The organism is Phenylobacterium soli, assembly GCF_003254475.1.
GTDB classification, from domain to species: Bacteria; Pseudomonadota; Alphaproteobacteria; order Caulobacterales; family Caulobacteraceae; genus Phenylobacterium; species Phenylobacterium soli.
This window is the reverse complement of record NZ_QFYQ01000001.1, coordinates 444,786-463,617: the sequence shown is the minus strand read 5'-3', so window position 1 is coordinate 463,617 and position 18,832 is coordinate 444,786. Positions and strand designations below refer to the sequence as shown.

The 18,832-nt window shown below is 70.7% G+C and carries 19 protein-coding genes and 1 tRNA gene; 10 read left to right on the top strand and 10 right to left on the bottom strand.

Annotated elements, in window-relative coordinates; all coding sequences use genetic code 11:
• The 3 genes from addA to DJ017_RS02320 all read left to right on the top strand — a co-directional run bounded on the left by addA (window position 1) and on the right by DJ017_RS02320 (window position 4,626).
• Window positions 1–3,495, top strand: a complete 3,495-nt coding sequence (gene addA / locus DJ017_RS02330) for a double-strand break repair helicase AddA (RefSeq protein WP_377284525.1) — start codon at window positions 1–3, stop codon at window positions 3,493–3,495.
• Between the two features lie 88 nt (window positions 3,496–3,583).
• Window positions 3,584–3,913 carry a thioredoxin TrxA gene (gene trxA, locus DJ017_RS02325; RefSeq protein WP_111527197.1) on the top strand — a complete coding sequence of 110 codons (330 nt, stop codon included), beginning with the start codon at window positions 3,584–3,586 and terminating at the stop codon, window positions 3,911–3,913.
• A gap of 68 nt (window positions 3,914–3,981) precedes the next feature.
• Window positions 3,982–4,626, top strand: coding sequence for a glutathione S-transferase family protein (locus tag DJ017_RS02320; RefSeq protein WP_111527196.1), 645 nt, complete (start codon window positions 3,982–3,984; stop codon window positions 4,624–4,626).
• 36 nt (window positions 4,627–4,662) lie between these two features.
• On the opposite strand, the gene DJ017_RS02315 is transcribed toward DJ017_RS02320, so the two are convergent.
• The 5 genes from DJ017_RS02315 to DJ017_RS02295 are packed head-to-tail and all read right to left on the bottom strand — an operon-like array spanning window position 4,663 to window position 9,666.
• Window positions 4,663–5,979, bottom strand: coding sequence for a bifunctional folylpolyglutamate synthase/dihydrofolate synthase (locus DJ017_RS02315; protein ID WP_111527195.1), 1,317 nt, complete (start codon window positions 5,977–5,979; stop codon window positions 4,663–4,665).
• Between the two features lie 38 nt (window positions 5,980–6,017).
• Window positions 6,018–6,944, bottom strand: a complete 927-nt coding sequence (gene accD, locus DJ017_RS02310; protein WP_111527194.1) for an acetyl-CoA carboxylase, carboxyltransferase subunit beta — start codon at window positions 6,942–6,944, stop codon at window positions 6,018–6,020.
• A gap of 6 nt (window positions 6,945–6,950) precedes the next feature.
• Window positions 6,951–7,784, bottom strand: coding sequence for a tryptophan synthase subunit alpha (gene trpA / locus DJ017_RS02305; RefSeq protein ID WP_111527193.1), 834 nt, complete (start codon window positions 7,782–7,784; stop codon window positions 6,951–6,953).
• Window positions 7,781–9,001, bottom strand: a complete 1,221-nt coding sequence (gene trpB / locus DJ017_RS02300; RefSeq protein WP_111527192.1) for a tryptophan synthase subunit beta — start codon at window positions 8,999–9,001, stop codon at window positions 7,781–7,783. Before trpB ends, trpA begins: the two co-directional genes overlap by 4 nt.
• A 20-nt stretch (window positions 9,002–9,021) precedes the next feature.
• Window positions 9,022–9,666, bottom strand: a complete 645-nt coding sequence (locus tag DJ017_RS02295) for a phosphoribosylanthranilate isomerase (protein WP_111527191.1) — start codon at window positions 9,664–9,666, stop codon at window positions 9,022–9,024.
• Window positions 9,667–9,759: 93 nt separating this feature from the next.
• Between DJ017_RS02295 and DJ017_RS02290 the strand changes: the two genes are divergently transcribed.
• Window positions 9,760–10,317 carry a hemerythrin domain-containing protein gene (locus tag DJ017_RS02290; RefSeq protein ID WP_111527190.1) on the top strand — a complete coding sequence of 186 codons (558 nt, stop codon included), beginning with the start codon at window positions 9,760–9,762 and terminating at the stop codon, window positions 10,315–10,317.
• Window positions 10,318–10,368: 51 nt separating this feature from the next.
• Here DJ017_RS02290 and mscL read toward each other — a convergent pair whose 3' ends face one another.
• From mscL to aroA, 5 genes are all read right to left on the bottom strand, one after another.
• Window positions 10,369–10,806, bottom strand: a complete 438-nt coding sequence (gene mscL / locus DJ017_RS02285) for a large-conductance mechanosensitive channel protein MscL (RefSeq protein WP_111529930.1) — start codon at window positions 10,804–10,806, stop codon at window positions 10,369–10,371.
• A 51-nt stretch (window positions 10,807–10,857) separates the two neighbouring features.
• Window positions 10,858–11,145, bottom strand: a complete 288-nt coding sequence (locus tag DJ017_RS02280; protein WP_111527189.1) for an integration host factor subunit beta — start codon at window positions 11,143–11,145, stop codon at window positions 10,858–10,860.
• Between the two features lie 239 nt (window positions 11,146–11,384).
• Window positions 11,385–13,094: a 30S ribosomal protein S1 gene (gene rpsA / locus DJ017_RS02275; protein WP_111527188.1), complete on the bottom strand. Its 1,710-nt coding sequence runs from the start codon at window positions 13,092–13,094 to the stop codon at window positions 11,385–11,387.
• Window positions 13,095–13,233: 139 nt separating this feature from the next.
• Window positions 13,234–13,884: a (d)CMP kinase gene (gene cmk / locus DJ017_RS02270; protein ID WP_111527187.1), complete on the bottom strand. Its 651-nt coding sequence runs from the start codon at window positions 13,882–13,884 to the stop codon at window positions 13,234–13,236.
• A complete protein-coding gene (aroA, locus tag DJ017_RS02265; RefSeq protein ID WP_111527186.1) occupies window positions 13,881–15,209 on the bottom strand; it encodes a 3-phosphoshikimate 1-carboxyvinyltransferase in 1,329 nt (442 codons plus the stop codon). Before aroA ends, cmk begins: the two co-directional genes overlap by 4 nt.
• Window positions 15,210–15,332: 123 nt before the next feature.
• Here aroA and DJ017_RS02260 point away from each other — a divergent pair, with 123 nt between their 5' ends.
• The 6 genes from DJ017_RS02260 to DJ017_RS02235 all read left to right on the top strand — a co-directional run bounded on the left by DJ017_RS02260 (window position 15,333) and on the right by DJ017_RS02235 (window position 18,832).
• Entirely contained in the window at window positions 15,333–15,791 is a 459-nt protein-coding gene (locus DJ017_RS02260) for a TIGR02300 family protein (RefSeq protein ID WP_111527185.1), read from the top strand.
• Between the two features lie 125 nt (window positions 15,792–15,916).
• Window positions 15,917–15,992 (top strand) — tRNA-Ala (locus tag DJ017_RS02255).
• Window positions 15,992–16,618 (top strand): hypothetical protein, encoded by a 627-nt coding sequence (locus DJ017_RS02250; RefSeq protein WP_133255366.1) that lies wholly within the window; start codon window positions 15,992–15,994, stop codon window positions 16,616–16,618. The genes DJ017_RS02255 and DJ017_RS02250 overlap by 1 nt, the downstream gene beginning before the upstream one ends.
• Window positions 16,619–16,680: 62 nt before the next feature.
• A complete protein-coding gene (locus DJ017_RS02245; protein WP_111527183.1) occupies window positions 16,681–17,688 on the top strand; it encodes a glycosyltransferase family 2 protein in 1,008 nt (335 codons plus the stop codon).
• The gene (locus DJ017_RS02240; protein ID WP_111527182.1) at window positions 17,688–18,431 is read left to right on the top strand and encodes a class I SAM-dependent methyltransferase; all 744 of its coding nucleotides are present in this window, start codon (window positions 17,688–17,690) and stop codon (window positions 18,429–18,431) included. Before DJ017_RS02245 ends, DJ017_RS02240 begins: the two co-directional genes overlap by 1 nt.
• The gene (locus DJ017_RS02235) at window positions 18,428–18,832 is read left to right on the top strand and encodes a GtrA family protein (RefSeq protein ID WP_111527181.1); all 405 of its coding nucleotides are present in this window, start codon (window positions 18,428–18,430) and stop codon (window positions 18,830–18,832) included. Before DJ017_RS02240 ends, DJ017_RS02235 begins: the two co-directional genes overlap by 4 nt.

Sequence of the window (18,832 nt, the reverse complement as noted above, 5' to 3'; positions counted from 1 at the left end):
ATCGACGCCGCCCGCCCCGCCGTCGATCCGCAAGGCCTGGCCGCCGATCCGCGGCTGTCGGCCTTCGTCACCGCCAACGCCGGCTCGGGCAAGACCAAGACCCTGATCGACCGGGTCGCGCGCCTGCTGCTGGCCGGCGCCGAGCCCGAGACCATCCTCTGCGTGACCTACACCAAGGCCGCGGCCGCCGAGATGCAGCGGCGGCTCTACGAGCTGCTCGGCGGCTGGTCGGTGCGCGCCGACGACAGCCTGCGCGAGGCGCTGGCGAAGCTCGAGGGCCGCGACCCCGCCGCCTACGATGACCGCCGCCTGTCCGAGGCGCGCGCCCTCTTCGCCCGCGCCCTGGAAACCCCCGGCGGCCTGAAGATCCAGACGATCCACGCCTTCTGCGAGAAGCTACTGCGCCGTTTCCCGCTCGAAGCCGGCGTCTCGCCCGGCTTCCGGGTGATGGACGACGCCGCCTCGGCCGCCGTCGCCCAGGCCGCGCGCCGGGCGGTCGCCCGCCACGCCATGAAGGGCGAGGGGGCGGTGGCCGAAGCCTATGCGCGGTTCTCCGTCGCGCTCGACTTCATGAGCTTCGAGGCGATGTTCGCCGACTTCGAGACCCGCCGCGGGGCGCTCGCCGCGTTCCTGCAGCGGGAGGGCGGGCTCGCCGGGGCCATGGACTGGGTTTGGAGCGCCTGCGGCTTCGCGACGCCGGACGACCCCGAGGCGATCGCCCGCGCCGCCATGGCCACCCTCGATCGCGATCTGTGGCGCCAGGCGGTGGCGGTGCTGTCGGCCGGCACGGCCACCGACCAGAAATGCGCCCGCCAGATGGGCCTCGTCGCGGCCGACCCGCAGGCGGAGCTTTCGGCGGCGCTCGGCGTCTTCTTCACCCAGGGCGGCGAGGGCACAGCCGCGACCTGGGTCGCCAAGACCTCGGGCCTGAAGGCCCGCGAGGAGCTGCGGCTGAAGCTGCTCTCCGAGCAGGCCCGGTTGGAGGCCGCCCGCGACCGCGTGCGCGCCGCCCAGGTCGCCTGGGACACGGTCTACGCCTTGACCCTGGCCGACGCCTACCTCACCGCCTACCGGCTGGAGAAGGACCTCGCCGGCGCCCTCGACTTCACCGACCTGATCGAGAAGACGCGCCACCTCCTGCGCAGCGCGCCGGCGGCGGCCTGGGTGCTCTACAAGCTCGATGGCGGCGTCGACCACATCCTGGTGGACGAGGCCCAGGACACCGCCCCCGACCAGTGGCGCATCGTCCGCGCCCTGACCGAGGAGTTCTTCTCCGGCGACGGTGTCGACCCTGAGGCCGGCCGCACCCGCAACCTGTTCGTCGTCGGCGACGAGAAGCAGTCGATCTATTCCTTCCAGGGCGCCCAGCCCGAGCTCCTGATCCACGAGTTCGAGTTCCATCGCGACCGGGCGACCGGCGCCGGATTCCGCTTCGAGCGGGTGGACCTCCTGGCCTCCTGGCGCTCGACGCCGCAGGTGCTGTCCTTCGTCGACGCCGTCTTCGCCCCGGCCGAGCTCGCCGGCGCGATCCAGCCGCGGCCCGACCTGGAGCCCATCCTGCACCAGCCGATGCGCGCCGATCACGACGGCTGCGTCGACGTCTGGCCGCTGGAGAAGGAGCCGGAGAGCCCGGAGCGCCAGGCCTGGGACGCGCCGCTCGACGCGACGCCCGAGGACAGCGCCAACCGCTCCCTTGCCCGCAAGATCGCCTGCGAGATCCGCGACCTGATCGCCCGCGGGGATGCGGTGTTCGACAAGGAGCGGCGCGAGTGGCGGCCGGCCAAGGCGGGCGATGTGCTGATCCTCGTGCGCCGCCGGCGGGCCCTCTTCGAGGAGATCCTGCGGGCCCTCAAGCAGGAGGGAATCCCGGTCGCCGGCGCCGACCGGCTGGCGCTCTCCGAGCATATCGTCTTCGACGACCTGCTGGGGCTCGCCCGCTTCGCCCTGTTCCCCGGCGACGAGCTGACTGTGGCGGCCCTGCTGCGCAGCCCGTTCTGCGAGGTCTCCGACGACAGCCTCTACGACCTCGCCTTCGGCCGCGAACGAGAGCCGCTGTGGGAGCGCCTGCAGCGCCGGGCCGGCGAGCGGCCGGAATGGAGCGAGGCGGCGGCCTTCCTCTCCGAGGTGCTGGCCCGCGGCCGCACCGCGCGGCCGTTCGAATTCTACGCCGGAGTGCTCGGCCTGACGGACGGCCAGGGGCGGTCCATGCGCCGGCGGCTCCTGCGCCGGCTCGGCGGCGAGGCCGAGGACGCGCTCGACGAGTTCCTGGCCCAGGTGATGGCGGCCGAGGGCCGCGGCGTGCACGAGCTGGAGCGTCTGGCCTTCGACTTCGAAAGCCTCTCGATCACCGTCAAGCGCGAGATGGAGGCCGCCCGCGACGAGGTGCGGGTGATGACCGCCCACGGGGCCAAGGGGCTGGAGGCGCCGATCGTCTTCCTGCCGGAGACCACGCTCACCCAGACCCAGCGCGGCTCGCCGCTGATGGAGACGGAAGCCAGAGAAGGCCTGGGATCCGGGTTCCTGTGGTGCGCCTCGTCGGCCCGCGACTGCGGGGCCTCGGCCGCGGCCCGCGAGCGCCGCGCCGGGCGTGAGGCGGACGAGGCCTACCGCCTGCTCTACGTGGCCCTGACCCGCGCCCGCGACCGCCTGGTGCTCTGCGGCCGCGCGCCCAAGCGGGGCGACGAGGCGAAGCTGAAGGGCTGGTGGGGCGCGGTCTCCGCCGCCCTCGACCAAGACGAGGTGGCCCCCAAGGTCCGCACCGTCGCCTGCGGCGAGATGCAGGTGCGCCGCTATGGCCCCGACCCGCGCGCCCTCGGCGCCGCCGGCGTCGCCGTGACCGCCGCCGCCACCCTGCCGGCCTGGGCGGGTGCGCTCGCCCCGCCCGAGGCCTTCGGCCGATACGCCTCGCCCTCCGACCTTGGCGAAGGCGCCCGGGTCGCCGCCCCTTCGCCGCTGGCGGAGACCGGCGGCCTCGGCCGCTTCCGGCGCGGCGACCTGATCCACAAGCTGCTGCAGCTCCTGCCCGACCTGCCGGCCGAGGGCCGCGCGGCCGGGGCCGCCGCCCTGCTGGGCCGTGAGCGGGACCTGGACGCGGCCCAGCGCGCCGAGATGACCGCCGCCGCCCTCTCGGTGCTGGACGATCCTCGCTTCGCCGAGGTGTTCGGCCCCGGCTCGCGGGCCGAGGTGGCGATCGCCGGCTCCGCGGCGGCCCTGCCGCCGGGCCTGAAGATCTCCGGGCGGATCGACCGCCTCGTCGTCCTGCCCGACCGGGTGCTGGTCGCCGACTTCAAGACCAACCGGCCCTCGCCCTCGGCCATCGCGGACGCCGACCCGGCCTATCTGCGCCAGATGGCGATCTACTGGGCGGTGCTGTCGGAGGTGTTCCCGGGCCGTCGCATCGAGGCCGCGCTTGTGTGGACCGACGGCCCCAAGCTGATGCCCGTGCCAGAAAACTTGATAACGGCAAGCCTTGCGGGACTCAGCGCAAGCGGTTGATACGAGCTATAGCGCCGCCTACATCGGCGGATCGGAGGACCGCGAACCCGCGTTCGCTGGTCGATCCGAAGGTTTTAGGAGCTTCCACATGAGCAGCGTGAAGGTCACCGACGAGTCCTTCGAGCAGGACGTCCTGCAGGCCGACAAGCCGGTGCTGGTCGATTTCTGGGCCGAATGGTGTGGTCCCTGCAAGCAGATCGCCCCCGCCCTGGAGCAGATCGCCGAGGAGCTCGCCGGCAAGGTGACCGTGGCCAAGCTCAACATCGAAGAGAGCCCGACCACCCCCTCGCGCTACGGCGTGCGCGGCATCCCGACCATGATGCTCTTCAAGGGCGGCCAGATGGCCTCCATGAAGGTCGGCGCGATGCCGAAGGCGAAGATCGTCGAATGGCTGACCGAGGCCGGCGTCGCCGCCTGAGGCGGCCGGCCTGACAAACGACTGGCGGACGGCGGCGGAAACGCCGCCGTTTGCATGTGGGGGGTGAGATGAAGCTCTATTCCGACGACCAGTCGCCGTTCTGCGCCCCAGTGCGCGCGGCGATCTACGCCAAGGGTCTGGATCTTTCGATCGAACCGCCACCTGGCGGGTTGAAGAGCGAGGAATACGCCCGCGCCTCGCTGACCGGCACCATCCCGTGCCTAGTGCTCGACGACGGCTCGCCCCTGCCCGAGAGCGCGGTCATCATCGACTATCTCGAGGACCGCTTCCCGGAGCCGGCGCTGCTGCCGCAGGGCCCCGAGGCCCGCGCCCGGGTGCGCCTGCTGCGGGCCTTCGCCCAGGACCTGACCGCGGCCGTCGTCGGCCTGTTCCACGACCTGCAGGAGGGCGGCGGCGAGGCGGCCAAGGCGAGGGCGCGAGAGAAGATGGAACGCGCGCTCGGCCTTTTGGAGACCAGCATGTCCGAGGACGGCTTCGTCGCCGGGGCGGACTTCACCCTGGCCGACTGCGTGCTCGGCCCGGCGCTGCAGGGCGTGCCGGTCATGGGGCCGCTGGTCGGTCGGCCGACCCTGCTGGAGGACCACCCGCGCGTGGCCGCCTACTTCGGCCGGGTCAGCCAGCATCCGCCGGTCGGCCGCGTCCTCGGCGAGGTCCAGGCGGCGCTCGCAGCCAGCGGCTTCAGCTTCGGCTGAGTCGTGGGTGGGCCCTGGGTCGGCTCTGAGTCGGCCCTAGGTCGGCCACGTCTCCGGGCTCATGGCCAGCACCTCGCCGGCGAAATGCAGGCCGCCGCAGACCAGCAGGTGCGGCGCGGGGCCCTTGCCCGAGAGCGCCTTGCGCACGCCGGCTTCCACATCGGCGACGATCTCGGTCTCCAGGCCTGCGGCCAGGGCGGCGGCGGCGATGTCCTCGGCCGGCGCGGCGTTGGGGCTGTCGAAGGTCGTCGCATAGACCTTCGGGTGCATCTCGGCGAAGGGCCGGAAGAAGCCCTCGGCGTCCTTCCTCGCGAACATGCCGGCGACCAGCACCAGCGGCCGCGGATCGCGGTCGACGAGTCGCGAGGCGGCCTCGGCCAGCGCCCGGCCGGCGTGCGGATTGTGCCCGCCGTCGAGCCACAGGTCCGCGCCGCGCGCCCGGGCGAGCTCGGCCAGCGGGCCCTTGGTCAGGCGCTGGAAACGCGCCGGCCAGAAGGCGCCCGAGACGCCGCCGGCGATCGCCTCCTCGCTCACCGAATGGTCGAAGGTCAGGGCCGCCGCCACGGCGAGGCCGGCGTTCTCGAACTGATGGCCGCCGAACAGCGAGGGCGCCGGCAGGTCGAGCAGGCGGTCGGGCATCTGCACCATCAGCCGGCCGCGCTCCTCCCAGGCGTCGAAGTCGCGGCCCATGAGGAACAGCGGCGCCATGCGGTCGTCGGCCTCGCGCTCGATGACCTCCAGCGCCTCCTCCATCTGCCGGGCGACCACCACGGGCCGCCTGGGCTTGATGATGCCGGCCTTCTCCCAGGCGATCTTCCAGAGCTCCGGCCCGAGCATCTCGAGGTGGTCGTAGTCGATGGGCGTGATGACGCTCACCGCCGGGGCTTCGAAGACGTTGGTCGCGTCGAAGCGTCCGCCCAGCCCCACCTCGACGATGCAGAGGTCGGCCGGCGTCTCGGCGAAGGCCAGCAGGGCGAGGACGGTGGTGATCTCGAAGAAGCTGATCGGCTGGCCGGCGTTGGCGTACTCGACCCGGGCGATCAGCGCCTCCAGGGCGTCGTCGCTGATCAGCTCGCCGGCCAGGCGGATGCGCTCGGCGAAGCGCACCAGGTGCGGCGAGGTGATGGCGTGGACCTTGAGCCCCGCCGCCTCGGCGATGGCGCGCATGTAGGCAACCGTCGAGCCCTTGCCGTTGGTGCCGGCCACATGGATCACGGGCGGCAGCCTGGTTTCGGGATGGCCGAGCGCGGCCAGCAGGCGCTCCACGCGCCCGGTGGTCAGGTCGATCAGGCTCGGATGGTTGGCGCGCAGCCGCTGGATCACGGCGTCCGACGCGCGGATCGGATCGTACATCTCTCAGGTCCTCCCCTGTCCGGGGAGGCGGGTCCGGATCACGCCGCTTTCGAAGGCGCGCGCCCCATGGTCAGAGTCTTCAGGATCGAGCCCAGGACCGCCGGCAGCTCGGCGCGGGTCACCACCCGGTCGATCATGCCGCGCTCGACCAGGAACTCGGCCCGCTGGAAGCCGGCCGGCAGGGTCTCGCGGATGGTCTGCTCGATCACCCGGCGGCCGGCGAAGCCCACCAGGGCGTTCGGCTCGGCCAGGTGGACGTCGCCCAGCATGGCGTAGGAGGCCAGCACCCCGCCGGTGGTCGGGTCGGTCATCACCACGATGTAGGGCAGGCCCGCGGCCTTGACCTCGTTCAGCGCCAGGGTGGTGCGCGCCATCTGCATCAGCGACAGCGTGCCTTCCTGCATCCGTGCGCCGCCGGCGGCGGTGAAGATCACGAACGGGACCTGGCGCTTCACCGCTTCCTTGGCGGCGGCGATGAACGCCTCGCCCACGGCGATGCCGAGCGAGCCGCCCATGAAGGCGAAGTCCTGCACCGCGGCGACGGCGGGCTGGCCGTCGATGGTTCCGTAGCCGATCGCCAGGGCGTCCTGCTCGCCGAGCGCCTTGCGCGTGGCGGCCAGCTTCTCGCCATAGGGCTTGATGTCGGGGAATTTCAGCGGATCGTCGACCGTCGCCGGCGCAGCGATGCGCTCGAACTGGCCGTCGTCGAAGGTGACCTTCAGGCGCTGGGTGGCGCCGATCCGCATGTGGTGGCCCGAGGGCGTCACCCACAGCGCCGCCTCCAGATCGGGGCGGTAGATCATCTCGCCCGTCTCGGGGCACTTCACCCAGAGGTTCTCGGGCGTGTCGGCGCGCTTCTGGAACGCCTTGCGGACGCCGGGCGCGATGCGCGACAGCCATCCGGACCGCTCTCGCGGGGCTGCCGGGCGGGCCGGCTTGTCGTTCTTCTGGTCAGCCATCGCCATGGGGTCTTAGACCGTCAGTTGGCCGATACGGGCGGAGCGCACAGCCTTAGCCAATGATTCGGCTTTGAGAAGAACCCGCGCGCTCACGTCTTCGTTCATCTCCACCGCTTCGGCCACTTCATCCACAAGCGCGGAGCCGACCACGGCCGCGTCCGCCACCCGGGCTATCGCGGCAGCCCTTTCCGGAGTCTTGATCCCGAAACCGACCGCCACCGGCAGGCCCGAGGCCTTGCGCACCCGCTCGACGGCCGGCGCGACAGCCTTCTCGTCGGCTTCCTTCACGCCGGTCACGCCCGCGACCGAAACGTAATAGACGAAGCCGGAGGTGTTCCTGACGATCACTTTCAGCCGTTCGTCGTCGCTGGTCGGGGTCGCCAGCCGGATCAGGGCGATCTGCACCGCGTCGAGGGCGACGAGCAGGGGATCGGCCTCTTCCGGCGGCAGGTCGACGACGATCAGCCCGTCGATCCCGGCCGCCGCCGCCGCCTGGGCGAAGGCCTCGTAGCCCTGGTGGAACAGCGGGTTGGTGTAGCCCATCATGATGATCGGCGTGGTCTGGTCGCCCTCGCGGAACCGCCGCGCCAGCTCGAGCGTGCCGGCCAGGGTCATGCCCTTCTTCAGCGCCCGCTGGGCGGCGCGCTGGATCGGCGGGCCCTCGGCCATCGGGTCTGAGAAGGGAAAGCCCAGCTCGATCAGGTCGGCGCCGGCCGCGGGCAGGCCCTTGAGGATCTTCAGCGAGGTCTCGGCGTCGGGATCGCCGGCCATGACGTAGGAGATGAAGGCCGCGCGGCCTTCGCGCTTCAGCTCGGCGAAACGCGCTTCGATACGGGCCTTGGTCAAATCTGACGTCCCAGGTGGGCGGCCACGGTGGCGACGTCCTTGTCGCCGCGGCCGGAGAGGTTCAGCACCACGACGCCGCCCTTGCCCACCTCGCGGGCGATGTCCCCGACGCGGGCGATGGCGTGGGCGCTCTCGATCGCCGGCAGGATGCCCTCCAGTTCGGCGCAGAGCTGGAAGGCGGCCAGGGATTCCTGGTCGGTGGCGGTCAGGTAGGTGGCCCGGCCGACGTCGTGCAGCCAGGCGTGCTCGGGACCGATGCCGGGATAGTCGAGGCCGGCGGAGATAGAGTGGGCCTCCTCGATCTGGCCTTCGCGGTCCTGCAGGAGATAGGTCAGGTTGCCGTGCAGCACGCCCGGCTCGCCGCCGTTGATCGCCGCCGCATGCCGGCCGCTCTCCATGCCCTCGCCGGCTGCCTCGACGCCAAAGATCTTCACCTCGGCGTCGTTGAGGAACGGGTGGAACAGGCCGATGGCGTTGGAGCCGCCGCCGACGCAGGCGACGATGGCGTCCGGCAGCCGGCCTTCCTGCTCCAAGATCTGCTCGCGCACTTCCTGGCCGATGACCGCCTGGAAGTCGCGGACCATGGCCGGGTAGGGGTGCATGCCCGCCGCCGTGCCGATCAGGTAGTAGGTGTCGTGGACGTTGGTCACCCAGTCGCGGAGCGCCTCGTTCATGGCGTCCTTGAGGGTGGCCGAGCCGGAGGTCACCGCCCGCACCTCGGCGCCGAGGAGGTTCATCCGGAAGACGTTGGGCTTCTGCCGCTCCACGTCCACCGCGCCCATGTAGACGACGCACGGCAGGCCGAAGCGGGCACAGACGGTGGCGGTGGCGACGCCGTGCTGGCCGGCGCCGGTCTCGGCGATGATGCGGGTCTTGCCCATCCGCCGGGCCAGGAGGATCTGGCCCATGCAGTTGTTGATCTTGTGGGAGCCGGTGTGGTTCAGCTCCTCGCGCTTCAGGTAGATCTTCGCCCCGCCGAAGTGGTCGGTCAGCCGCTCGGCGAAATAGAGCGGCGAGGGGCGGCCCACATAGTGGGTCAGGAAGCTCTTCAGCTCGGCCTGGAAGGCGGGGTCGGCCTTGGCCGCCGCATAGGCCTGGTCCAGCTCGTGGACCAGCGGCATCAGCGTCTCGGGCACATACTGGCCGCCGTAGTCGCCGAAGCGGCCCTTGGCGTCGGGGTAGGCCGAATAGTCGTTGGGTCTGGCGGGCGCGTTCACGAGAATTTCGGGGCCTTCAATCAGGCCTTGCGGACGGCGTCCAGGAACGCCGTGATCAAGGCGGGGTCCTTTAAGCCGGGTCCGCGCTCCACGCCAGAGGAAACGTCCACGATAGGCGCGCCCGAGCGGGCGATCGCCTCGCCCACGTTCCACGGGTCGAGCCCGCCGGCCAGCAGCCACGGGCGTTGGAAGCGGCGGCCTGCGAGCAGGGTCCAGTCGAACGGCTCGCCAAGGCCGCCGGGCCGCTCGGCGTCCTTCGGCGGCTTCGCGTCGAACATCAGGTGCTCGGCGACCCCCTCGTAGTCGCGGGCGGCGTCCACGTCGGCGGCCGCGGAGACGGGCAGCACCTTGATGACCCCGCGCCCGCTGCGGGCGGCGATCTCGCGGGCGCGGCTCGGGCTTTCCTTGCCGTGCAGCTGGACGAGGTCGGGGGAAAGCCCCGCCACGATGCGGTCGACCTCGGCGTCGCTGGGATCGACGGTGAGGGCGACGATCTTGACCCCCCTGGCCCGCGCCGGCTCGGCCAGCCGCCGGGCGGCCTCGGGCGCGATGTTGCGGGGACTCTTCTCGAAAAAGACGAAGCCCAGGAAGCCGGCGCCGCCCTCGACGGCGGCCGTGACCGCCTCCGGCGTCCTCAGCCCACAGATCTTCGCGCCTACGCTCATGGCGAGGCATTAGGGGGCTGAACGGCCCGCCCGCAAGTCCGGAACAGCGCCAGTGGGTAGGCTGTTCATGGGGCGACCCTCAGGAGAACCTCCATGCCTCACGCCCAAAACGGCTCGTTCGGCCGCCTTGCCGCCGGCGCCGCCCTCGGTCTCGCCGCCGGCCTCGTCCTGCCCCACGCCCGCAAGCTCGCCATGCAGGGGCCGACCATGGCCGCCGGCAACTGGGTGGAGGCGCTGACCGCCGAGCACCGGATGGTCGAGAAGATGTTCGAACAGCTGATGACCACCACCGAGGACGAGATGGCAAAGCGCGAGATGCTGCTGAGCAAGATCGCCTACGCCCTCAACAAGCATGCGATCCAGGAGGAGAACGTCATCTATCCGGCGCTCTCGGAGAACGCCTACGCCGACCAGTCGCGGCATCTCGCCGAAGAGCACCTGCAGATGAAGACCTTCATCTACGACCTGCGGCGAATCCCCTCGACGGACGCCCAGTGGATCATCAAGGCGCGCGAGTTCTTCGACGCCGTTCTCGCCCATGCCCGCGAGGAGGAACAGGAGGTCTTCCCGGCCTTCCGCGACAGCCTGCCGGCCGAGGAGAACGGCAAGCTCACGGCGATGATGAACTGGGAAGGCCTGAAGGTCGCCTGACGCAGGCCAGGCCATCCCGGACGCACGGAGCGCGAGCCGGGATCGAAGGGGTCAATGCCGGGTCGGAGTCTCGGGCGCCTGCGCCTTGAGGAGGTCGCGGATCTCCATCAGCAGGGCTTCCTGCGGGGTGGGCGGCGCCTTCTCGGAGTCCGGCTTGGCGGCCTCGCGGCGGCGGATGGTGTTGACCAGCTTGACCAGCAGGAAGACCACCCAGGCGACGACCATGAACTTGATCAGGGTATTGAAGAAGGCGCCGTACTGGATCGCCACCTCTTCGTTCGCCTTGGTCAGAGGATTGTCTGGCTTCAGCACCCACTGCATGTGGGAGAAGTCGATGCCGGACATCAGGAGGCCGATCGGCGGCATCACCACCTGATCCACCAGCGCCTTGACGATGTCGTTGAAGGCCGCGCCGATGATCACACCGACGGCCAGGTCGATGACGTTGCCGCGGGCGATGAACTCGCGGAACTCGCCCAGGATGGGCACCCGCTTCTCCGCTGCTTTGAGGGGATCCGGCAGGGTGACGGCCATGGGCTCTTACTCGTCCGTTGCGTTGAGCCGCTCACGCAGCTCCTTGCCGCTCTTGAAGAAGGGGACGTGCTTGGCGCGGACCGACACCGGCTCGCCGGTGCGGGGGTTGCGCCCGGCCCGGGCGTCGCGCGAGCGCACCGACAGCGCGCCGAAGCCGCGCAGCTCGACCCGGCCGCCCTGCTCGAGGGCCTGGATCATGCGCTCCAGCACCACGCCAACCACGCGCTCGATGTCGCGCTGGGTCAGGTGCGGGTTTTCCTCGGCAAGCTTGGCGATCAGCTCGGACTTGATCATCGGGACCCCTTGAACGGCGCGACCATGGAAGAGTCCGCCTTTGTATTCAAGGCGCAAATCGGGGTTATGCGCCGCTACGGCCAAGCTTTTCGAAACTGTGGCATTGCAACCCTGGGGCGCACGCCGGCCGCGATCGGCTCAACCGAGGCGAATCCTGGCTGATCCTGGCGGGATTCACAAAAGAAAACGGCGGACCGGTCGCCCGATCCGCCGCTTCGGCGTCAGCTTGGAGCTGAAACCTATTCCTTCTGGGCCTTCTCGCGGAGAGCCGCGCCCAGGATGTCGCCCAGCGAGGCGCCGGAGTCCGACGAGCCGAACTGCTCGATGGCTTCCTTCTCCTCGGCCATTTCCAGCGACTTGATCGACAGCGAGACGCGGCGCGCGGCCTTGTCCACGTTGGTGATCTGAGCGTCGACGCGGTCGCCCACGGCGAAGCGCTCGGGGCGCTGGTCGGCGCGGTCGCGCGACAGGTCCGACTTGCGGATGAAGGCCGTCATCGGCGCGTCGTCCTCGCCGAACTTCACCTCGATGCCGCCCGAGGTGATCTCGGTGACGGTGCAGGTGACGGTCTGGCCCTTGCGGTAGCTGTCGCCCTGCATCGGGTCGCCGGCCAGTTGCTTGATGCCGAGCGAGATCCGCTCCTTCTCGACGTCGACGTCGAGAACGCGGGCCTTCACCATGTCACCCTTGTTGTAGCGGGCGATGGCTTCCTCGCCGGACACGGTCCAGTCGAGGTCCGACAGGTGCACCATGCCGTCGATGTCGCTGTCGAGGCCGATGAACAGGCCGAACTCGGTGGCGTTCTTGACCTCGCCTTCCACGGTCGAACCGATCGGGTGAGCCTCCAGGAAGGCCTCCCACGGGTTGGCCATGGCCTGCTTCAGGCCCAGCGAGATGCGGCGCTTGGAGGCGTCCACGTCCAGCACGACGACTTCCACTTCCTGCGAGGTGGAGACGATCTTGCCAGGGTGCACGTTCTTCTTCGTCCAGGACATTTCCGAGACGTGCACCAGGCCCTCCACGCCGGCTTCCAGCTCCACGAAGGCGCCGTAGTCGGTGATGTTGGTGATGCGGCCCTTGAACTTGGCGCCCACCGGGTACTTGGCCTCGACGCCGTCCCACGGGTCCGACTGCAGCTGCTTCATGCCGAGCGAGATGCGCTGGGTCTCGGGGTTGATCTTGACGATCTGCACCTTGACCGTGTCGCCCACCGCCAGGACCTGGCTCGGGTGCGAGACGCGCTTCCAGCTCATGTCGGTGACGTGCAGCAGGCCGTCGATGCCGCCCAGGTCAACGAACGCACCGTAGTCGGTGATGTTCTTGACCACGCCTTCGCGGACTTCGCCTTCCTGCAGCTGGCTGACCAGCTCGGTGCGCTGCTCGGCGCGGGCTTCCTCGAGGATGGCGCGGCGCGAGACCACGATGTTGCCGCGCGGGCGGTCCATCTTCAGGATCGCGAACGGCTGCTCGCGGCCCATCAGCGGGCCGACGTCGCGCACCGGACGGATGTCCACCTGCGAGCCGGGCAGGAACGCCGAGGCGCCGCCCAGGTCGACGGTGAAGCCGCCCTTCACGCGGCCGACGATCACGCCGTTCACCGGTTGGTTCTGCTCGTAGACGGCCTCCAGACGCGTCCAGGCTTCCTCGCGGCGCGCCTTTTCGCGGCTGATCACCGCTTCGCCCATGGCGTTCTCGACGCGCTCCAGGAACACCTCGACGGTGTCGCCGGGCTTCAGCGGGGCCTTGCCGTCCTCGCCCGGGCCGAATTCCTTCAGCGGCACGCGGCCTTCGGTCTTCAGACCGACGTCGACGATGGCGAAGTCCTTCTCGATGGCCACGACCTTGCCGTGGACCACTTGGCCTTCCATCAGATCACGCCCGCCGAGGGACTCGTCGAGCAGCGCGGAGAAGTCGTCGCGCGTGGGGTTGAGGCTTAGATCGTCAGCCATGAGTCACTTTCGTCTTCGAATGGCGTATGGCCCCGCTGCGATCGCAGTCGGAGTCCAGGCGCCGGGTTGAGAGATTTGATCGCCCGCGGCCGTCCAGAGGCTAGGCGCGGTTGGATTTGCTCGGTCGGGAAGGCTTCCTTCAGGAAGCGTCCCAACGGGCGCGCGCCGCCTCGACGATGCGGCGGGCCGCATCGGCGGCCTGCTCTATAGTCATTTCGGAGGTGTCGAGCAACACCGCGTCCTCGGCCGGGCGCATCGGGGCGGCGCCGCGGCCGCCGTCGCGGGCGTCGCGCCGGCGGATGTCGGCCAGGATGTCCTCGTAGGTCACGGCCTCGCCCTGGCCCTGGAGCTGCTTCCAGCGGCGCTCGGCGCGCACCTCCGGCGTCGCGGTGACATAGAGCTTGGCCGGCGCCTGCGGCCAGATCACCGTGCCGATGTCGCGTCCGTCCAGGATCGCGCCGGCCTCCTGGCCTGCGAAGGTCCGCTGGAAGTCCAGCAGGGCGTCGCGCACCCGCGGATGCACCGCCACGCGGCTGGCCAGCTCGCCGGCCTCGCGGGTCCGCAGCGCCGGGTCGCCGAGCTGATCGGCCGTCAGCGTCACCGCCGCGGCCGCGCAGGCCGTCTCGTCGTCGAGGTCCTCGCCCGCCCGCTTCGCCAGCACCCCGACCGCCCGATAGAGCAGGCCGGTGTCCAGCACCGGCAGGCCGTAGGCCTCGCCCAGCCGCGTCGCGATCGTCCCCTTGCCCGACGCCGCCGGCCCGTCCACCGCGATGACGAAGGCGCCGGTCATACCGCGGCGATCTCGCCGCCCAGGCTGCGCATCAGCTCGACGAACCCCGGGAAGCTGGTGGCGATCATGCCCGGCTGGTCGACGCTGACGGCCTCCCCGCTGGCGAGGCCCAGCACCAGGTGGCTCATGGCGATCCGGTGATCGCCGTGGGTGGTCACCGCCGCCCCGCCGGCGACGCCATGGTTGGCGCGCACCGCCCCGACCACCGTCAGCCCCTCCGGCTCCTCCTCGACGGCGACGCCGCAGGCTTCCAGGCCGCGGGCCATCAGGGCGATGCGGTCGCTCTCCTTGACGCGCAGCTCGGCGAGGCCCCGCATCACCGTCGGCCCCTCGGCGAAGGCCGCCGCGACGCCGAGGATCGGATATTCGTCGATCATCGAGGGCGCCCGCCCGGGCGGCACCACGACGCCGGTCAGGGCCGAGTGGCGGGCGGTGATGTCGCCCACCTGCTCGCCGCTCTCCTCGCGCACGTTTGAATAAGTCAGGTCGGCGCCCATCTCGCGCAGGGTCTCGAAGAGGCCGGTGCGCAGCGGATTGAGCAGGACGCCTTCCACCGTCACCTCCGAGCCCGGGGTGATCAGGGCCGCCACCAGCGGGAAGGCGGCCGAGGAGGGATCTCCCGGCACGCGCACGAATGTCCCGGTCAGGGCCTGGCCGCCCGGCACGACGATGCGGCGCTCGTCGTCGGCGTCCTTCACCTCGACGTTCACGCCGAAGGCCCGGAGCATGCGCTCGGTGTGGTCGCGCGTGGCCTCGGGTTCGATCACCTCGGCTCCGCCGGCGGCGTTCAATCCGGCCAGCAGCACCGCCGACTTCACCTGCGCGGACGGTTCGGGCAGGCGGTAGGCGATGCGCTTCAGCCCGCCGCCCTTCAGCGTCAGGGGCAGGCGTTCGTTGGAGCGGGCCGTCCAGCTCGCGCCCATCTCGCCGAGCGGCTTGAGCACCCGGCGCATGGGCCGGCCGCGCAGCGACTCGTCGCCCGTGAAGGTGGCCGCCAGGTCGTAGCCCGCCGCCGCGCCCATGATCAGGCGCACCCCGGTGCCCGAGTTGCCGCAGTCGACCACGTCCTTCGGCTCGGCCAGGCCGCCGTGGCCTCGCACGCGCCAGGCGCCTTCGCCCAGGCGCTCGACCTCGGCGCCGAAGGCGGCCATGGCCGCGGCCGTGCGCTTCACGTCCTCGCCTTCCAGAAGGCCTTCGATCTTGGTCTCGCCAGTGGCCAGCGCACCCAGGATCAGGGCGCGATGGGAGATGGACTTGTCCCCCGGAGCCCGGACGCGCCCCTTGAGCGGTCCGCCGCGCCTGGCGGTCAATTGCGCCGCCGTCATCGGTTGAAAACGAGCCTCCCGAGGCCTTGGGATTTCACGAGGGGGATTGCTTTTGACAGCCGCCCTCCCTCATGGCAAGGGAGCCGGCTTCCGCGACATCCGAGACCTCAGAGGCACGCGACATTGGCCACTCCCGAGCTGGGCGCCAAACAGATCTGCCCCAACTGCCAAGCTAAGTTCTACGACCTCAACAAGCGGCCGGCCCATTGCCCCAAGTGCGGCAACGAGTTCGACCCTGACGAGGCGATCCGCAATCGGCGGGTCCGCGCCCGCGTGGCGACGCCCGAGCCCGAGCCCGACGAGGATCGTGACGATCAGGTCAAGGGCGGCGCCGAAAGCGACGAGGACGAAGAAGAGGACGTCGGCGCGCCCGAGCTCGACGAAGTCGTCGACGAGCCGCCGCTGGGCGGCGACGACGACGAGGACGACGCCGAGCCTGCGCCGGCGGTCTCCGAGGACCTCGGCGAATTCGCTGACGACGAGGACGTGGAAGACGCCGACGACGTGCCGTTCCTCGAGGAAGACGACGACGATTTCGACGATTCCGAGATCGAGGGCCTGCCCGACGGCGACGAGGAATAGGGTCGAAAATCAGGGGCTGGCCGGGGCCGCGACAAAAATCGTCTCCGGCCGCTCTTGATCTTGTCGATCTGTCTGAATAGGTTCCGCGCCTCTCGCGGGACCAACCCCTGCCGAGAGATGACCTCGGGGCTATAGCTCAGTTGGTAGAGCGCTTGAATGGCATTCAAGAGGTCAGCGGTTCGACTCCGCTTAGCTCCACCATGGAGGCCCGCCGGACACCCCGGCGGGCCTTCGCCTTGTCCGGCGTGGTGTCGTCCGGCGCCCTCTCCGGAACCCTGCTGCTCCTGAGTCTGGCCGGCCTTGCGCTCGCCGCGTGCGACGAGGCCAAGCCGCGCCCGCCGGTCCCGGCCGAAGGCCAGCCGCCGCCGGGGCCGCGCGACGCCGCGGCCGCCGCCAAGCGCGCCGAGGCCGAGGCCAGCCTCAGCAAGGAATCCCTTCCCGACACCGTCGCCTGGGCCAAGCCCTATGTCGGCGAGAAGCTCGACCGGCTGTTTCCCAAGCGCGACGGCGCCTGCGTCGGCAACACCGACCTCGTGACCCAGCGCTACGGTGGCGAGGCGCCCGGCGTGCGGGTCCTCGGCTGGGCCTGGGATCCGGCGGCCAGGAAGCCGCTCCAGCACATGCTGCTCTCCGACGAGCGCGGGACCATCGTCGGGGCCGGGGAGACGGGGGCGGAGCGCACCGACGTCACCGCGGTGCGCAAGGATGTCACCTCGCACCTGACCGGCTGGCTGGGCTACACCGCCAAGACCCGCGGCGAGGTGGATGGCTGGGCCCTGATGCCGGACGGCAAGACCCTCTGCCCGCTCGGCCACTTGACCCTCTGACGGCCGCGCTTCCGAGCGGCTATAGCAATCCCTAAGACTTCGCCCCCATCCTGCCGGACCTCATGACCGCCACCACCACCAAGGCCGCCGCCCAAGCCGCACCCGCCGCGGCGCCGGTCGCCGTGCGCTCCAGCCGTGGCAAGCGGCTGTCGCTGGTGGTGCCGATGCACAACGAGGCGCCGGTGTTCGACGCTCTGTTCGAGCGGCTCGAGGCCACCGTGGGCAAGCTCAGGATCGATCTCGAGATCGTCTGCGTCGACGACGGCAGCCGCGACAACACGCTCGACCTCCTCCGCGCCAAGGCCAAGGCCGACAAGCGCATCCGCGCCGTCGCCCTCAGCCGCAACTTCGGCAAGGAGGCGGCCCTCACGGCGGGCCTCGAGGCCGCGACCGGCGACATGGTCGTGCCGCTCGACGCCGACCTGCAGGACCCGCCGGAGCTGATCGCCGAGTTCGTGGCGCTGTGGGAGCAGGGCTACGACGTGGTCTATGGCGTGCGCAGCGACCGGACCAGCGACACAGTGCTGAAGCGGACCACCGCCAACCTGTTCTACCGTGTGTTCAACATGCTCTCGGACTATCCGATCCCGGCCTCCACCGGCGACTTCCGGCTGATGGACCGACGGGTGGTCGAGGCGCTGATGCGCCTGCCCGAGCGCAATCGCTTCATGAAGGGCCTGTTCGCCTGGGTCGGCTTCCGCCAGGTCGGCGTGCCCTACGTGCGCCCGGCGCGCATGGCCGGCGAGACGGCCTGGGGCTATCGCAAGCTGATGCGTTTCGCCGTCGACGGCCTGACCGCCTTCACCACCCTGCCGCTGCGCATCTGGACCCTGGTCGGCATCGGTTCGGCCGTGCTGGCGGTGATCACCGGCCTCGGCCTCATCGTCCGCGTGCTGGTGGTCGGGCGCGACGTGCCCGGCTACGCCTCGCTGATGGTCGTCCTGTTGTTCGGCTTCGCCCTGCAGATGATCGCGCTCGGCGTCATGGGCGAGTACCTCGGCCGCATGTACCAGGAGGTGAAGGGCCGCCCCACCTACCTGGTCAAGGACCGCATCGGCTTCGACTCCTGATGGAACGCGCCGTCTACGATCAGATGCGGGTCCTGCAGCGGGACCACTGGTGGTTCGCCGCCCGCCGCGAGATCCTCGCCGGCCAGATCGGCCGCCTGCCGCTGCCCCGTCCGGCGCAGATCCTCGAGGCCGGCTGCGGCCCGGGCGGCAACCTCGAGATGCTCAAGCGGTTCGGCGAGGTGGTGGCCATCGAGCCGGACGACGAGAGCCGCGCCTATGCCGCCGAGACCTTCGGGGTCGACGTCCGCGGCGGCTTCCTGCCCCAGTCGGCGCCTGATTTCGGCAAGGCCTTCGACCTCGTCGCCTGCTTCGACGTCATCGAGCACGTGCCCGACGACGCCGGCGCGGTCGCCCGGCTCGGCGAATACCTCAAGCCGGGCGGCTACATGGTCACCACCGTCCCGGCCTGCCCCTGGATGTGGAGCGACCACGACGCCGCCCACCACCACCAGCGCCGCTACAAGCTGCCCGCCTACCGCCGCCTGTTCGAGCAGGCGGGGCTGAAAGTGCTGCGCGCCAGCCACTTCAACACCCTGCTGTTCCCGCCGATCGCCGCGGTGCGGCTGGCCAAGAACGCCATGGGCCGCACCGGCGGCGACGAGGGCATGCCGGGCGCGCCGGTGAACGCCCTCCTGAAGACCGTGTTCGGCGCCGAGCGCGGCCTGCTGGCCGCCGCCGACCTGCCGTTCGGCGTCTCCATCCTGCTGATCGCCCAGCGCCCGCTGCAGCGTCCCGCCGAATGAGCCTGCGGGCCGACGCCGCCACCGTCCGCCAGGGCGGGACCTTCCTCGTGGTCGGCCTCGCCGCCACGGCGGTCCACGCCGCCGCCTCCCTGGCCGCTCGCGAGCTCGGGCACCTGGCGCCCACCGCCGCAACCACCGTCGGCTACCTGTGCTCGGTGGGGATCTCCTACCTCGGCAACGCGCGCTTCACCTTCGGACGGCCGGCGCTCGACGGGGCCCAGTTCGTCCGCTTCCTCGTGGTGTCGCTGATCGGTTTCGCCGCCAACCTCGGCGTCACCCACCTCTTCGCCGAGGTGCTGAAGTGGCCCTTCGTCGCCGCCCTTGGGGTCGTCGTGGTGGTGATCCCGGCGCTGTCGTTCACGGCCTCCAAACTCTGGGCCTTCGCCGAGCGGCGCGCTTAG

Bases quoted from the DNA above. Each gene is read 5' to 3' on its own strand.
- DJ017_RS02295 (WP_111527191.1), bottom strand. From the start codon at position 9,666: ATGAGCGTAGGCGCGAAGATCTGTGGGCTGAGGACGCCGGAGGCGGTC.
- DJ017_RS02240 (WP_111527182.1), top strand. From the start codon at position 17,688: ATGGAACGCGCCGTCTACGATCAGATGCGGGTCCTGCAGCGGGACCAC.
- DJ017_RS02280 (WP_111527189.1), bottom strand. From the start codon at position 11,145: ATGATCAAGTCCGAGCTGATCGCCAAGCTTGCCGAGGAAAACCCGCAC.
- rpsA (WP_111527188.1), bottom strand. From the start codon at position 13,094: ATGGCTGACGATCTAAGCCTCAACCCCACGCGCGACGACTTCTCCGCG.
- DJ017_RS02235 (WP_111527181.1), top strand. From the start codon at position 18,428: ATGAGCCTGCGGGCCGACGCCGCCACCGTCCGCCAGGGCGGGACCTTC.
- DJ017_RS02320 (WP_111527196.1), top strand. From the start codon at position 3,982: ATGAAGCTCTATTCCGACGACCAGTCGCCGTTCTGCGCCCCAGTGCGC.
- accD (WP_111527194.1), bottom strand. From the start codon at position 6,944: ATGGCGATGGCTGACCAGAAGAACGACAAGCCGGCCCGCCCGGCAGCC.
- trxA (WP_111527197.1), top strand. From the start codon at position 3,584: ATGAGCAGCGTGAAGGTCACCGACGAGTCCTTCGAGCAGGACGTCCTG.
- aroA (WP_111527186.1), bottom strand. From the start codon at position 15,209: ATGACGGCGGCGCAATTGACCGCCAGGCGCGGCGGACCGCTCAAGGGG.
- cmk (WP_111527187.1), bottom strand. From the start codon at position 13,884: ATGACCGGCGCCTTCGTCATCGCGGTGGACGGGCCGGCGGCGTCGGGC.
- DJ017_RS02245 (WP_111527183.1), top strand. From the start codon at position 16,681: ATGACCGCCACCACCACCAAGGCCGCCGCCCAAGCCGCACCCGCCGCG.
- DJ017_RS02250 (WP_133255366.1), top strand. From the start codon at position 15,992: ATGGAGGCCCGCCGGACACCCCGGCGGGCCTTCGCCTTGTCCGGCGTG.
- DJ017_RS02290 (WP_111527190.1), top strand. From the start codon at position 9,760: ATGCCTCACGCCCAAAACGGCTCGTTCGGCCGCCTTGCCGCCGGCGCC.
- DJ017_RS02315 (WP_111527195.1), bottom strand. From the start codon at position 5,979: ATGTACGATCCGATCCGCGCGTCGGACGCCGTGATCCAGCGGCTGCGC.